Origin of the sequence: Natroniella sp. ANB-PHB2 (assembly GCF_046097105.1) — a bacterium.
Lineage (GTDB): Bacteria > Bacillota > Halanaerobiia > Halobacteroidales > Halobacteroidaceae > Natroniella.
The window spans coordinates 2,216,985-2,230,635 of record NZ_CP175562.1 but is presented as its reverse complement, the minus strand read 5'-3'; the positions used below and the strand labels follow the sequence as shown (position 1 = coordinate 2,230,635).

Genomic DNA, 13,651 nt, shown 5'->3' with positions numbered 1-13,651 from the left:
CATAAATTTCACAAGGGATTAGGGCTTTTTGAAAGAATTATTATTAAGAGGGAAAAAGTTATATAGAGGAGGATTAAATTGAGTAAAAATCTAAATGATTTAGCTGATTTTAAGAGTGGTGGAGGGATTAGTTTACGGGTTAAGTTTCTATTTTGGACGATTTTAGCTGTATTAATTGGCCCAGTAATTGGAGGTTGGCTGAATAATTTAATTAATCAACATATTTACCAAGGAGAATTTTCTGTTTATATTGCGACACTTGTAAACACGATAGTAATTACACTTGTGATCTTATATTTGACTAACAAGCTGATTATTGGCCCGGTTAAGCAGATGGCTACTATGCTACAGGCGATGGGGGAAGGAAATTTTGAATTTGAGGCTTTAGATGTTAAGCGGAATGATGAGGTTGGTTTCTTACAACGGGAGTTAAATCAGGTAATAAATAATATGTCTCAGATGATGGAACAAATTGATCGTACAACAGAAAAGACCAATAAGATCAGTGATGATCTATCTACAGCATCTGATGAATCAGGTGAGATGGCTGAACAAGCTTCTGCGGCTATTCAGCAAGTAGCAAGTAGTTCAGAACGTCAAGTTAGTTTGGTTCAAAGTTTAGCAACTGATCTGCAAAAGATAGGTGGAGTAACTACTGATGAAGAGCAAGTTTCGATTAAGGATATTTCTCAAGCTGCTAATGAAGGAACCGAAATTATTAATGATGCTGTTAATTCAATGAAGGAGGTCAATCAAACGATTAATCAATCAGCTACTACGGTAGATCAATTAAATGACTTTACTCAAGAGATTAGTCAGTTTGTCAATGTAATTACTAATATAGCGGAGCAGACAAATTTGTTGGCCCTCAATGCTAGTATTGAAGCAGCACGGGCTGGGGAGCATGGGCAAGGCTTTGCAGTAGTGGCAGAGGAGATTAGACAATTAGCAGTTGAATCGAATACAGCAGCTGAAGATATCGTTGGCTTAATTAGCAAGATGAAGGAGCGTTCTGAAAATACTGTAGAAGCAATGAAGGGTGGACGTGATAAGGCTGAAGCTGGAATGGAGATTATAAATCAAGCAGATGAGGTTTTTGTAAATATTAAAGGGCGGGTTAATAGTATGGATTCAACTTTGGAGCAGGTTCTTTGTGCGGTAGATGAAATGGCTAGTTTTACTGAAGAGGTTGCTGCTTCGGCTGAAGAAGTTGCTGCAATAAGTGAAGAGCAGTCTGCTGAAGCTCAACAGACCGCTGCTATTGCAGGTCAACTCGATCAGATGATCAATGATTTAAATGAGTTAACAGATGAGGTTGAATTGTATGATCAATAAGGCTGAGCTCTTGACAAATCTACTCTGATGGTGTATATTTTTAAAGTAGATTGGTATGATAATACATAAGAGTAGTAGAAAAGATAAGTGCCCAAGGTCTTTAGGGCACTTATCGATCACGAAGGGATTTTTCCATTGATAGATAAAATTAATATTGAACAAAGGCATTGAAGGGGAGAGTAAGTACGACCATCTTATTTACAGAGAACTGGGGAAGCTGAGAACCAGAATGAGAGGAGTATTGAAGATGGCCCTGAAGTTGGCTAGTTGAAGTTCAGTAGGCTAGAACGGTTAGCTACCGTTATTGAGCTAGAGAGTGGCTATAGTGATAGCAATTAGGGTGGTACCGCGATGAAACCTCTCGTCCCTAACTTTAGGGATGGGGGGTTTTTACATTTAATATTTAATGGTGAATAATGAATAGTTAAAAATAAAAAAGGAGTTGAAGATAGAAAATGAGTGATAAGACTTTTTATGTTACAACACCGATTTATTATCCAAATGACAAGTTGCATATTGGTCATACCTATACTACTACTGCAGCTGACACAATCGTTAAGTTTAAGGAGTTACAGGGCTATCAAACAGAATTGATTACAGGCTCTGATGAGCATGGACAAAAGATTGCTCAAACAGCTGCTAAACATGATCAAGAGCCACTTGAATATGTTGATGGAATAGTAGATACATTCAAACTGTTATGGGATAAGCTTGAGGTGGATTATACAGAGTTTGTCAGAACTACAAGTGAAGAGCATAAGTTGGATGTACAGCAGATTTTTAAGAAGGTTTATGATCAGGGAGATATTTATAATGATAAGTACCAAGGCTATTATTGTACTCCATGTGAAACATTCTGGAAGGAAAGACAATTAGATGAGGAGAATAATTGCCCTGACTGTAATCGGGAAGTTGAATGGATGGAGGAAGAAAGTTACTTCTTTAAGATGTCAAAGTATGAAGAGCAGTTATTAGACTTTATCGAAGAGCATCCTGATTTTATCCAACCTGCTAAGCGGAGAAATGAGATGATCAACTTTATTAAGGATGGCTTAGAGGATTTATGTGTCTCTCGGACAACCTTTGATTGGGGGATTCCAGTTCCCGTTGATGATGATCATGTGATCTATGTTTGGTTTGATGCTTTAACTAGTTATTTGACAGGGATTGATTTTAGGCGAAATGAAGAGAAGTTTAATAAGTTTTGGCCGGCTGATATTCATATAGTTGGTAAGGATATTTTACGGTTCCATACAGTGATTTGGCCCGCGATCTTGATGGCAGCTGATCTGCCTTTACCTAAGCAGGTGTTTGGACATGGCTTCCTATTGGTAGAAGGGGGTAAGATGTCTAAATCAAAAGGGAATGTAATTGATCCAGTTAAGTTGATCGATGATTTTGGAGTTGATGCTGTCCGTTATTACTTATTACGGGAGATTGCTTTTGGTTCTGATGGTTCTTATTCTACTGAGTCATTTATTCAGCGAATTAATGCTGATTTGGCCAATGATTTAGGTAATTTATTGAATCGAACAGTGGCAATGGTCGATAAGTACTTTGATGGTCAGATTTCTGCTGCAACAGTAGAGACAGAGTTTGATCAGGAGTTAGAGCAGGTAGCTCAAGAGTCGTTAGCAGCAGTGGCAGAAAATATTGAGCAGTTACAGTTCAGTACTGCTTTAGAAGAGTTATGGGTCTTGATTAGACGGACTAATAAGTATATCGACCAGACAGAGCCTTGGGTTTTAGCTAAAGATGAAACAAAGCGTGATAAGTTAGGGACGGTTTTATATAATTTATTAGATAATTTAAGAAGGATTGCTATTGTATTAGTACCTTTTATGCCTCAAGCACCAGCTAAGATTTGGGAGCAGTTAGGAATTGTAACAGATTTAACAGAGCAAAGTTGGGATGATGCTTTAACTAAAGGGCAATTAGAAGCAGGAACTAAAGTCAATAGTGGTGAACCAATCTTTCCAAGAATTGATTTAGAAGAGTATTATGAACAATTAGAAGAAGTTGAAGAGGAGGAAGGTAAGATGTCAGAGCAAGATTATATTAACTTTGAGCAGTTTGGCAAGTTGGATTTGAGGGTAGCAGAGGTGTTAGAAGCAGAAAAGATTGAAGGTAGTGATAAATTACTTAAGGTTCAGGTTGATTTAGGCGCTGAAGAGCGACAATTAGTAGCAGGAATTTCTAAGCATTATGCTCCAGAAGAGTTAGTTGGTAAGAGAATTGTAATGGTTGCTAATCTTGAACCAGCGACTATTTTTGGGGTTAAATCTAATGGAATGATCCTAGCAGCTTCTAACGATGAGGGCGATCTAACAATAACAACAGTTGATCGTGATATTGCTGCTGGAGCTCAAGTAAAGTAGGTGATAATATGTTAACTGATACTCATGCTCATTTGGATTTTGATCGTTTTAAAAGAGATCGTCAAGAAGTAATTGCCAGAGCAAAAAAAGAAGGGATCAGTACGATTATTAATGTTGGTGCTGATATGCAATCAAGTGAGAATTCGGTTGAGTTGGCTAAGGAATATGATTTTATTTACGCTAGTGTTGGTGTTCATCCTCATGAAGCTAAAATGGTAACAGCAGATGATTATCAAAGATTAAAGGAGTTGGCCCGGCAAGAGAAAGTAATTGCTATCGGGGAGATAGGACTTGACTATCATTATGATAATTCTCCACGAGAGGTTCAACAGCAAGTCTTTAGAGAGCAGTTACAGGTAGCTAAAGAGGTTGGATTACCTGTTGTGATTCATAGTAGAGATGCCCAAGATGATACGTTGAAGATTTTAAAAGAAGAAGCAACTGATTTAGAAGGTGTGATGCACTGTTATGCTTATGATTTTAATGTAGCACGGAAGGTGTTACGGCTTGGCTTTCATTTAGCCTTTGGAGGAGTAATTACTTTTAATAATGCTAGTAAATTACGAAAGGTGGTTGAAAAAGTTTCTCTGGATAAAATTTTGTTAGAGACTGATGCTCCTTATTTGACTCCAGATCCTCATCGGGGCCAACGTAATGAGCCAAGTTATGTTAAAGAGGTAGCAAAGAAGGTAGCTGAGATAAAAGGGGTTAGCCTAGAAGAGGTTGCCCAACAGACAACTGTTAATGCAAGGAAGTTATTTAATATTTACTAATAGCTAATTAAGGTACTGGCTACTTAAGTAACCAGTACCTTAATTTAATAATCACACATTATAAATTGTCAATTTAAATAGGAGTGGATAGAGATGACGATATCATATCAGATAGGGGATAAATTATATCTTAACTTGACTAATCAATGTAGCAATGATTGTAAGTTTTGTATTAGAAGGTTTCAGGCGGGGGTTGGTGGCTATGAATTGTGGCTTGATCAAGAGCCAACAATTGAAGAGGTTGTTGCAGAGTTAAAAGAGGAAGATGTTAATAAATATCAAGAGGTAGTTTATTGTGGTTATGGTGAGCCTTTGATTAGGATAGATGTCTTAGTTGAAACGAGTAAATTTTTAAAGGAGAATTATCCTAAGCTTAAGATTAGATTGAATACTAATGGTCAAGCTAACTTGATACATCAAGAAAATATAGTACCAAAGCTAGAAGGGTTGATCGATATTATTTCGATTAGTTTAAATACTTCTACTGCTGAAGCTTATCAGAAGCTGTGCCAGTCAGAGTTTGGAGAAGAAGCATTTGTAGGAATGGTTGAATTTATCAAAGAGGCAAAGAAGTTTATCCCTAAAGTTATCGTTTCAGTAGTTGATCATAGAGGGATAGATATAGATGGTGCAAAGGAGTTAGCAGAGGGTTTAGATGTTGAATTTCGGGTGAGGAGTTTTTCTGAAGATGATTAAAGAAGTAGTTGTAGTTGAAGGTAGGGATGATTTAACGGCAGTTAAGGCAGCGGTTGATGCTGAGGTAATAGTAACGCAGGGGTTTTCATTATCAGATGAGGTGATGAAGAGAATTAAGTTGGCCCAGCAGAGAAAAGGGGTTATTATCTTTACCGATCCAGATCATGCTGGTAACTTGATTCGCAAGAGAATAAAAGCAGAGGTAGCTGGTTGCAAGGATGCTTATTTGAGCCAATCTGAAGCTTGGCAAGCAGGGGATATTGGAATTGAAAATGCTAATCCAAAATCGATTAGGGAGGCTTTAGCTAAAGCTAAGGTGACACATATAGAGAAGGTGGAGCAATTCAGCAAGGATGATCTAGTGATGACGGGCTTAATAGGTCAAACAGGAGCAAGGGAGTTACGAACGAAGGTCGGTAAAGAGTTAGGAATTGGGTATGCTAATGGTAAGCAGTTTTTACAACGTTTAAATAGTTATCAGATCAGCCGAGAAGAGTTTATTGCTGCGTTAGAAAAGTTTAATTGAGGTGAAATTAATGGAAATTGCAAAGAGGACTAGAGAGATATTAAGGGAGAATGATCTAAGATTAAAGAAGGGATTAGGACAGAACTTTTTAGTTGATACTAGTATTTTAGATCAGATAGTGAAAGTAGCAGATCTAACAGAAGATGAGACGGTGATTGAGATTGGCCCGGGGATTGGTGCTTTGACAGAGAAGTTGGCCCAATCTGCTGGGAAGGTGATTGCTGTTGAGATAGATCAGAGATTGATTCCTGTTTTAGAAGATAATTTAGCTGCTTATGATAATGTAGAGATTGTTGAGGGTGATGCTTTAGAGGTTGACTTTGATCAATTAGCAGGAGGAGATTATAAGGTAGTTGCTAACTTACCATATTATATCACAACTCCAATCTTAAGGAGGTTGTTAGAGGAAGGTTTTAATGTAACAGAAATCTTTGTAATGGTACAAAAAGAGGTAGCAGAGAGGATGGTAGCTCAGCCTGGAGAAAAAAGTTATGGTGTTTTATCTTTTGGGGTACAATATTATACTCAAGCTGAGATTGAATTTAAGGTTCCTTCCTCTGTCTTTATTCCTCAGCCTAAAGTCGAATCAGCTGTCATTTCATTAAAGACATTAGAGAAGCCGAGGGTTGAAGTAATAGATGAAGATTTTTTCTTTAAAGTAATTCGAGCCTCTTTCCAACAACGAAGGAAGATGATTAAGAATTCATTGAGTAAAGCAGCTAATATTAATTTGAGTCGAGAAGTAGTTGAACAGGCTTTAGAAGAGGTGGGAATTGACTCGCGAGTTAGAGGGGAAAAATTAAGTTTAGAAGAATTTGCTGGTTTGAGCAATAAACTTTATAGATTAAAAAAAGAGAATTAACAGGCAGTTGATAATTATGTCTTAGTTTGTTATAATTAGTTATTTGACTTGTTATATTATTTTTGGTATAATTAGTAAGAGAAAGTCTAGAAGGGTGGGTAGAGATGTCAAATAATATTTTAAACCAGATTAAGAGTGACTTGGATTCTTTTGTAGGTAAAGAAGTTCACTTAAAAGCTAATCAGGGGCGACGTAAGATTATGGAGAAAGAGGGTATTTTAGAAGAAACATACTCTAATGTATTTGTTGTCAAGGTTGATGATAATCAAACTCCACGCCGTATTTCATATAGTTATGCTGATGTATTGACTGAAACTGTTGAAATTAAGATCAAAGAAAATAATATGAAGATTGGATGTATTAGTATCTAAAACTCCTCAGCTGAGGGGTTTTTTTTATTTTCCTTCCTTTCACAAAAGTTAGTCAGTTGAATAAACTGATATTAACTGAAAGGAGGGAGATGATGAAGAGAGTTAAAAGTGTAATTGACAAATATAAATCTCAAATTTTTGCCTTAGAAAACGTAGTGGGGGTTGGTTGTGGTTATAAAGAGGTTAACGGAAGAAGAAGTAATGAAGAATGTATTATGATTTTAGTGGAGAATAAGCTGGCTAAAGATAAATTGAATAAAAATCACATCATACCCCAGACTATTGAGCAACAAAAGACTGATGTCATTGAAGTTGGGAAAGTAGAGTTACTGAGTTCTGATAGAGTTAGAACTACTAAGCTAAGACCTGCTCAGCCTGGAGTAAGTATTGGACATTATAAGATTACAGCTGGAACCTTTGGAGTAGTTGTTAAAGATAAAAGAACAGATGAGAAATTGATCTTATCTAATAACCATGTTCTAGCAAATATAACAAACGGAAGTGATGGTCGAGCTGAGAAAGGGGATATTATTTTACAACCAGGTAGTTATGATGGAGGGAAGGATGAACAAGATGTAATTGGTCATTTAGAGCGATTTATACCAATCTATAATGAAAAACCTTCAACTTGTCCTTTGCTACGAGGAGTTAGTAGGTTATTGAATGGGTTTGGTAGATTATTAAATTTTCCTTATCAAATTGAACCTATGACAGTAGAGAATAAGGTTGATGCAGCTGTAGCTAAGCCTAAATCGCCTGAATTGATTGGGACAGAGGTTATGGGTTTAGGAGAAGTAGAAGGGATAGCTGAACCTGTGGTAAATATGAGGGTCAAAAAGAGTGGTAGAACGACTGGAGTTACAAAATCAAGAATTAAAGCGATTGGTGTGACAATTAATGTACAGCTATCTGATACAGAATCAGCAGTATTTACAGATCAAATAGTAACAGATCCCTTTTCTATGCCTGGGGATAGTGGTTCGGTAGTTATTAATGATGATAATAAAGTTGTAGGTTTATTATTTGCTGGCTCAGATAAGAGTACGATCTGTAATAGAATTGATAATGTTTTAGAAGCTTTAGATATATCTTTATAAGTTGCTAACTACCACATGTTACCGTAACTTTTAATAAGTAGCTGTGATATAATCAAACTAACTAAGGTAACAGGAGGCTGACTAGTAGATGAAAGCAACAAAGTTAGTAAGTTTAGTACTTATATTTGCTTTAATTATGCCCACAGTACTTATGACAACAATGGAGACTTCTTATGCAGCTACTGGTAGTTTAGGTTTATCTTCGGGAAGTGGTTTTTTAAATCTTTTGCAAGGTTTACTAGGTTTCTTTTTTCTTGAGCGGCTTGTAGGTCAAGATGATACAGAAGCTAGTGAGCCTGAAGTAGATGAGTCGGATCAGACCGAACAAAATAGTTCAGAGCAGAACTCTGGTGAGGAGATTGTTGAAGAGGAGAATGAAAAAGATCAGCAAGATGAAGTAGCCCAAGAGTTTGACTGGACTGAAATGGAAGTAACGAGCTTGACTACTACAGAAAGAGAGATGTTGGAGTTGGTCAATCAAGAACGAAGAGAGAGAGGATTGAATGAACTAAAGACCGATTATCAATTGGTTAAGGTAGCTAGGGCCAAAAGTCAAGATATGATCGATGAAGATTACTTTAGCCATCAATCTCCTAATTATGGTTCTCCCTTTGATATGTTGAGGAGAATAAATGTTAGTTATAACATAGCTGGGGAGAATCTAGCGGGGGCATCGCGAGTAGAGTTGGCCCATCAGGAGTTGATGAATAGCCCTGGACATAGGGAGAATATCTTACACTCTGATTATACTCATATTGGAATTGGAGTTATTGAAGGTGGACGTTATGGTAGGATGTACACTCAGATTTTTGCAAATTTAAAATAACAGATTAAATTAAGAAGGAGAAGTGATTTCAAAACCACTTCTCCTTCTTTTTTATAAATAAGGAACAATTTTACAACTGTTCTAATAAGATATATTAAAGTTGATAGAGAGGATGATTGTAATTAATGAGCAATTATACTATTCAACTATTTTTTTTATTGGTGGTATTGAATAGAATTATTTTCATATATAAAATTATTGGTTACTATTTAATTATTCAGCAAAAAAAGACTAAAGAACTAGAACAAAGAACTCAACTTAGAGATAGAGATATCGATAAAGAAGAGATTAAGCGTTCTTATATCAATCTATTTTCAGCAGAAAGTTGGATTTGAAATAGTGATAATTAATTCAGATTAACAAAAAGAAAAGTAGGGCATAAGATATAGTAATCAAGTCAGAAAGGAGGGATAAAGATGGCTGAAGAAACTACTAAAAAGCAAAGACGTAGACCTCCTAAGAAGAAAGATTTTTTGAAGATATTGAAGCGTTTAGCTAAATGCAATAAACCAGTAACTGTCATAGTTAGGTCAGGAGCAAACTGTTGTGAATTGACAGGGTGTGTAGGAGAAGTAACAGATGAGTTTGTTGTCTTAATCGCTAGCAGTAATGTTTGTATTAGAAAGTATATCAGACCAGAATTTATTTGTGCAGTGATTGAGCCAGCTGAAGTTGATAGACGCAGAAGAAGACGAAGAAGAAGAAAGCGACCAACAACTATAGAAGATGATGATTAATTTGACAAAGGACGGCTGGAGATTTCTAGCCGTCTTTTTTTGATTTGAATTAACAAAAAAAGAGGGAGAGCATATGATATATTAATCAGAAAAAAGCTTTCAGTCGTCAGCAAACGCTCTTTGTTACGAAGAGTCTTTTTAAGACTTGTAGGGTCAGCTATCAGCCTAAAAATAAAACCTCATAACTCTTCTTAGCCCTTCGGGTCTAACGACCACTTCGTACTAAACTCAGTTTCTCTTTTTCTAAAAGAGAAAACAAAGCATTGTTTTTAGTTAAGATAATAACAAAGAAGAGTCTTTTGAGACTCGTAAAGGGATTAGGGGATGGGGTTTGGTTTTGAACTGGCTGAAGGTTGAAGGCTCATAGCTCAATGGAAATTTAGTCGTTGATTATCGATTTTATTAACAGTATGACACAGAAATCATATAATGTAATAACTCAAGTTAAGAAAGGAGGGAGTAGAATGGCTGAAACTCAAAGCCACAGAAGAAAGACTTTTGTAGGTGTGTTAAGGCGTTTAGCTAAGAAGAATAAACCGGTAACAATTATAATTACTTCAGGGGCCAACTGTTGTGAACTAACTGGATGTATAGGAGAGATAGTAGGAGACGAATATATGACCTTGATTAACCCTAATGATGTCTGTGATAGAACATTTATCAGAATAGACTGTATCTGTGCTGTAATTGATGAAACTTGTGGTTGTTAAGTAGTCAATAAGCTGAATTAATAGTTATTGGTTGGAGCGAGCTCCGACCAATAACTATTCTAAAATTAATTCATTCTAGAATTACATAACAAGCTTATGGTTTAACAATTTATAAATTTAAGGCATATTATAAATTAGTCAAGGTAAAGAAAGGAGGGAGCCATAGTGGCTGAGATTGAGCATAGTAAAAGAAAAGATTTTGTGAAAGTATTGAAAGGTTTTGCTAAGAAAAATAAACCGATTACTATCATAATTAAATCAGGGCAGAACTGTTGTAAGTTTACTGGATGTATAGGAGAGATAGTAGGAGATGAATATATTACCTTAATTGCTAGTAATGATGTCTGTGTTAAAACTTATATTAGGATAGATTGTATCTGTGCTGTGAGTGATGAAGTTGAAGAAGTTAAAGATTTTAAAGCTGTTGAAGATAAAGAAGATGTTGCGGACAAAGAGGAGGCATGGTGGGAATAGCTATAAAATTATCATTAGAGCGAGGTGTTTCAAATTGAATTAGGAAGGGGGGAGAGATAGGTGGAGGAAGATTTAAAAGATGTAGATTTTTTAGAGGCATTGCTGGAGAGGTTGATGATTGAATTATTAGAGTCTAAGGGCCAAGCAACAAAAAATCCTCCTACTCCTTCATTAAATGACTTCTCTGAAATAGATAGTGAAGATATTGACTTAACAGCTAAGGATGCAGATCAATTATTAAAGTTTCTGACTCAAGCACTTAAAAGAGCAGATTTTAAAGAAGAGGCTTTGACTGAGGAGCAAGAGGAGTTTGTTGATAGATTTGAAGAAGAGAAAGGAGGACAGGAGATGGAAGATGAAGCAATTAGAATCAGGAAATTAGGTGAGTTAACTAGCTTAAAAGATAAAATACATAAGTTAGAAAAAGGGTTGGAAGAGGTTAAAAAAGACAAAGGTCAAACAGTTGCTAAAACAGATAATCAGCCAGATAATTTTAAAGAGTTACAAGAAGAGCTTAAAGAATTAAGGGAGGAATTGATTGCGGTTAAAGAAGAGAAAGTAGAGAGTTCAAGTTCTAAAGGTAGGCATGATTTTAAAGCAGAATTAAAAAAGCATGTCAAGAATTTTGATTTTGTTAAGCTGATCATTATAACTGGAGATAGTTGCTGTGAGATTATTGGGGCCTTATTTGAAATTTATAGTGACTTTGTAATCGTACTTGCTAATGGTAATCGCTTGATTAAGGTTCCAATCAAGAAGATAGCAGCCTTAGAGAAGATAAAATCGAAGAAGAAGAGAAAAAAAGATGATAAGTCAGACTCAGATGATGAGTCATCTACACAAGAGCAGACTCCTTCAACAATAGAGGAATACCAGAAGGAGGCTGGTACAGCTGCTAAGAAAGAAGGGAAAGATGATGAAACAAAAGAGAAGAAAGATTCTCAAGTGAAGGAAGATGACGAGTTAGAACAACAAACAAGTCTTCAAGTCTTATAAATTTTAAGCTAAAATTTGATAGGTTAATTCCATTTGAGCTAATTCCATTAGGAGTTAGCTCAATTTTTAATTTGAGATAAAGAAATTTTGTAATATTTCATTTAGTAGTAGATTAAATTTTAATAGAAGCTAAAAATTTAAGAGTTATCAGGAGGTTGAAATAGTGGGGCATCATTCTAAAGTTACTTTTAAGGAGCAGATAAAAAGACAGATAGGTCAATTTACTGTGATTATAATTAAATCTGGGGCCAACTGTTGTGAGCATAAAGGAATCTTATGTAGTGTTGAGAAGGATTTTTTGGTACTGCTTAATAATAACTTAAGGACTGAGATTCTCCTTAATGCTATTGTAGCTATAAAAAGGCCAATTGAAGGAGTTAAAAGGCACAAAGGACATGATGATTGTTCTAGCTAAGGAAGGGGGTTAGAGGTTATGAATGAATATAATGAAGGTTTATTAGATTCTTTACAAGATGCTAATTCAATAATTAATAATTCTAGTTTTACCATAGAAGAGATAGATTTTTTATTAAATAAACTTGATGATTATGAAGTTGATAATTCTTTAAGTGAAACTGAGGAAGAACTGATTGATTTTTTAGTGATCCACTTAGAAAAGTTAAAGAGAAAGAAGGAAGAAGCGAAGAGTCAAGTTGAAGCTAAAGTTAAAGATGAAACAGATGTTAACTCTCAAGCTGAAGAGTTAGACTCAAGCCTAAGAGTAGAAAGATGTAGAGCACCAAGAGATAAAGATTTAATTAATTTAAAAAGAAGACTTGAAGAGAAGAGAGGAGAGTTTTTAGTAGTCAATGTAATGACAGGAGGTGATTGCTGTCAATTAAGAGGGGTGTTATGCGATATAACAGATGAGTTTATTACCCTAATTGATAAAAATTTATTTGTTCATATTAAAATAAGGGAGATAGCTTCGATTAAGAGGAAGGTCGATTCTTTTAAATGCTATCAGGATCTTAGTCAAGGAAGGAGTTCTAGAGCAAAGCATCAAAAGCAATACTATATCGAGGATGATCAGCAAAGTCAATTTTCTTTTGAACAGGTAGAGAAGCAATTAGAAGATGATCCAGAAGAGGTTGAAGAGGATCAAGAGCAAGATTTTGATTATCAAAATCAGGCTAGTGGAGTGAAGATAAATAAAGAAGAGAAGTTTTATACTGATTTTGAGGAGTAGAGTAAACTAGTAAAGGAGAAGAATAGTCTCCTCCTTTAGCTATCAAACTTTTCTCAACAAGGTGAAGAACATTTCTTTTTAGGGATAACAGCAAGAAAGAGTAGAACACATTCATTAATCTTTCTTTTACTAGTCAATTGAACGATCACATCTTCTATTTTGATTTTAATATCTTCAATTTTAACTCTTTTGGGTAATCTAATAAAGGTACAAAAAGGGAAAGTGAATTTGGCAGCATGGACTGTCTGTTCTGGTTTATCAGCTACGTAAAATATCTTTTGTGTTATCTTGCCTTTGATTATTACTTTAGGGCCTTGTGGGGTCTTGATTATTTTATGGGAGATAATATTTGGTCTGATCAGTATTTTAGCCAATTGTTCTATATCAGGTTTTGCTTTGGGGATGACTAGGCTTTTTTCTTTGATAATTTCTTTACAAACAGCATTGGATGGTAAGCATTTAAGATCTTCTTCGATGGTGACTAATTCATACAACTTATCCTTTTCGTTAAAATCTTCCAATCTAAAGAACCTCCTTTTAGCAGTAGTCTACTATATTTATATTCACAACCGGAGATTTTGTTCTTACTAGTTAGTACTATTTTAGATTTAGTTATTTAAAAAAAGTAATATCTGCTAGTAGCTTTCCATAATTATATAAAGAGTTAATAGATTAAAATTA

At 35.4% G+C, this 13,651-nt stretch carries 17 protein-coding genes and 1 other annotated feature; of the genes, 16 read left to right on the top strand and 1 reads right to left on the bottom strand.

All coding sequences use genetic code 11. The annotated features are described in order from the left end of the window. The first annotated feature begins 78 nt into the window (after nt 1-78). The 16 genes from ACKF5P_RS11110 to ACKF5P_RS11035 all read left to right on the top strand — a co-directional run bounded on the left by ACKF5P_RS11110 (nt 79) and on the right by ACKF5P_RS11035 (nt 12,970). Entirely contained in the window at nt 79-1,335 is a 1,257-nt protein-coding gene (locus tag ACKF5P_RS11110) for a methyl-accepting chemotaxis protein (protein WP_408955267.1), read from the top strand. Between the two features lie 158 nt (nt 1,336-1,493). Beyond that, nucleotides 1,494-1,707: a binding site (T-box leader), on the top strand. An 83-nt stretch (nt 1,708-1,790) separates the two neighbouring features. Beyond that, nucleotides 1,791-3,713, top strand: a complete 1,923-nt coding sequence (gene metG, locus ACKF5P_RS11105) for a methionine--tRNA ligase (RefSeq protein WP_408955266.1) — start codon at nt 1,791-1,793, stop codon at nt 3,711-3,713. Between the two features lie 8 nt (nt 3,714-3,721). After that, the gene (locus tag ACKF5P_RS11100; RefSeq protein WP_408955265.1) at nt 3,722-4,486 is read left to right on the top strand and encodes a TatD family hydrolase; all 765 of its coding nucleotides are present in this window, start codon (nt 3,722-3,724) and stop codon (nt 4,484-4,486) included. Between the two features lie 93 nt (nt 4,487-4,579). Continuing rightward, nucleotides 4,580-5,182 carry a TatD family nuclease-associated radical SAM protein gene (locus ACKF5P_RS11095; protein WP_408955264.1) on the top strand — a complete coding sequence of 201 codons (603 nt, stop codon included), beginning with the start codon at nt 4,580-4,582 and terminating at the stop codon, nt 5,180-5,182. Continuing rightward, nucleotides 5,175-5,708 (top strand): ribonuclease M5, encoded by a 534-nt coding sequence (gene rnmV / locus ACKF5P_RS11090; RefSeq protein ID WP_408955263.1) that lies wholly within the window; start codon nt 5,175-5,177, stop codon nt 5,706-5,708. Before ACKF5P_RS11095 ends, rnmV begins: the two co-directional genes overlap by 8 nt. A 10-nt stretch (nt 5,709-5,718) precedes the next feature. After that, nucleotides 5,719-6,570, top strand: a complete 852-nt coding sequence (rsmA, locus tag ACKF5P_RS11085) for a 16S rRNA (adenine(1518)-N(6)/adenine(1519)-N(6))-dimethyltransferase RsmA (RefSeq protein ID WP_408955262.1) — start codon at nt 5,719-5,721, stop codon at nt 6,568-6,570. 104 nt (nt 6,571-6,674) lie between these two features. Further along, nucleotides 6,675-6,941, top strand: a complete 267-nt coding sequence (locus ACKF5P_RS11080) for a Veg family protein (RefSeq protein ID WP_248618563.1) — start codon at nt 6,675-6,677, stop codon at nt 6,939-6,941. Nucleotides 6,942-7,033: 92 nt separating this feature from the next. Beyond that, nucleotides 7,034-8,038 carry a hypothetical protein gene (locus ACKF5P_RS11075; RefSeq protein ID WP_408955261.1) on the top strand — a complete coding sequence of 335 codons (1,005 nt, stop codon included), beginning with the start codon at nt 7,034-7,036 and terminating at the stop codon, nt 8,036-8,038. Between the two features lie 88 nt (nt 8,039-8,126). Then, on the top strand, nt 8,127-8,864 hold the full coding sequence (locus tag ACKF5P_RS11070; RefSeq protein WP_408955260.1) for a CAP domain-containing protein: 738 nt from the start codon (nt 8,127-8,129) through the stop codon (nt 8,862-8,864). 125 nt (nt 8,865-8,989) lie between these two features. Then, on the top strand, nt 8,990-9,199 hold the full coding sequence (locus tag ACKF5P_RS11065; RefSeq protein ID WP_408955259.1) for a hypothetical protein: 210 nt from the start codon (nt 8,990-8,992) through the stop codon (nt 9,197-9,199). Nucleotides 9,200-9,280: 81 nt separating this feature from the next. After that, complete coding sequence (locus tag ACKF5P_RS11060) at nt 9,281-9,601, top strand: hypothetical protein (RefSeq protein WP_408955258.1); 321 nt, start codon at nt 9,281-9,283, stop codon at nt 9,599-9,601. 464 nt (nt 9,602-10,065) lie between these two features. Then, entirely contained in the window at nt 10,066-10,311 is a 246-nt protein-coding gene (locus tag ACKF5P_RS11055) for a hypothetical protein (RefSeq protein ID WP_408955257.1), read from the top strand. 165 nt (nt 10,312-10,476) lie between these two features. Beyond that, nucleotides 10,477-10,785 (top strand): hypothetical protein, encoded by a 309-nt coding sequence (locus ACKF5P_RS11050; RefSeq protein ID WP_408955256.1) that lies wholly within the window; start codon nt 10,477-10,479, stop codon nt 10,783-10,785. Nucleotides 10,786-10,845: 60 nt separating this feature from the next. Next, nucleotides 10,846-11,781 carry a hypothetical protein gene (locus ACKF5P_RS11045; protein ID WP_408955255.1) on the top strand — a complete coding sequence of 312 codons (936 nt, stop codon included), beginning with the start codon at nt 10,846-10,848 and terminating at the stop codon, nt 11,779-11,781. 163 nt (nt 11,782-11,944) lie between these two features. Next, a complete protein-coding gene (locus ACKF5P_RS11040) occupies nt 11,945-12,196 on the top strand; it encodes a hypothetical protein (protein ID WP_408955254.1) in 252 nt (83 codons plus the stop codon). Between the two features lie 18 nt (nt 12,197-12,214). Continuing rightward, nucleotides 12,215-12,970 carry a hypothetical protein gene (locus ACKF5P_RS11035; protein ID WP_408955253.1) on the top strand — a complete coding sequence of 252 codons (756 nt, stop codon included), beginning with the start codon at nt 12,215-12,217 and terminating at the stop codon, nt 12,968-12,970. Nucleotides 12,971-13,023: 53 nt separating this feature from the next. Here the strand turns inward: ACKF5P_RS11035 and ACKF5P_RS11030 are convergent, their stop codons facing one another. After that, entirely contained in the window at nt 13,024-13,491 is a 468-nt protein-coding gene (locus ACKF5P_RS11030) for a DUF3794 domain-containing protein (RefSeq protein WP_408955252.1), read from the bottom strand. Between the last annotated feature and the right edge of the window lie 160 nt (nt 13,492-13,651).

What these genes read in the sequence shown, in the direction of transcription:
- metG (WP_408955266.1), top strand. Translation starts at nt 1,791, where the DNA reads ATGAGTGATAAGACTTTTTATGTTACAACACCGATTTATTATCCAAAT.
- ACKF5P_RS11100 (WP_408955265.1), top strand. Translation starts at nt 3,722, where the DNA reads ATGTTAACTGATACTCATGCTCATTTGGATTTTGATCGTTTTAAAAGA.
- ACKF5P_RS11095 (WP_408955264.1), top strand. Translation starts at nt 4,580, where the DNA reads ATGACGATATCATATCAGATAGGGGATAAATTATATCTTAACTTGACT.
- rnmV (WP_408955263.1), top strand. Translation starts at nt 5,175, where the DNA reads ATGATTAAAGAAGTAGTTGTAGTTGAAGGTAGGGATGATTTAACGGCA.
- rsmA (WP_408955262.1), top strand. Translation starts at nt 5,719, where the DNA reads ATGGAAATTGCAAAGAGGACTAGAGAGATATTAAGGGAGAATGATCTA.
- ACKF5P_RS11080 (WP_248618563.1), top strand. Translation starts at nt 6,675, where the DNA reads ATGTCAAATAATATTTTAAACCAGATTAAGAGTGACTTGGATTCTTTT.
- ACKF5P_RS11075 (WP_408955261.1), top strand. Translation starts at nt 7,034, where the DNA reads ATGAAGAGAGTTAAAAGTGTAATTGACAAATATAAATCTCAAATTTTT.
- ACKF5P_RS11070 (WP_408955260.1), top strand. Translation starts at nt 8,127, where the DNA reads ATGAAAGCAACAAAGTTAGTAAGTTTAGTACTTATATTTGCTTTAATT.
- ACKF5P_RS11065 (WP_408955259.1), top strand. Translation starts at nt 8,990, where the DNA reads ATGAGCAATTATACTATTCAACTATTTTTTTTATTGGTGGTATTGAAT.
- ACKF5P_RS11060 (WP_408955258.1), top strand. Translation starts at nt 9,281, where the DNA reads ATGGCTGAAGAAACTACTAAAAAGCAAAGACGTAGACCTCCTAAGAAG.
- ACKF5P_RS11055 (WP_408955257.1), top strand. Translation starts at nt 10,066, where the DNA reads ATGGCTGAAACTCAAAGCCACAGAAGAAAGACTTTTGTAGGTGTGTTA.
- ACKF5P_RS11035 (WP_408955253.1), top strand. Translation starts at nt 12,215, where the DNA reads ATGAATGAATATAATGAAGGTTTATTAGATTCTTTACAAGATGCTAAT.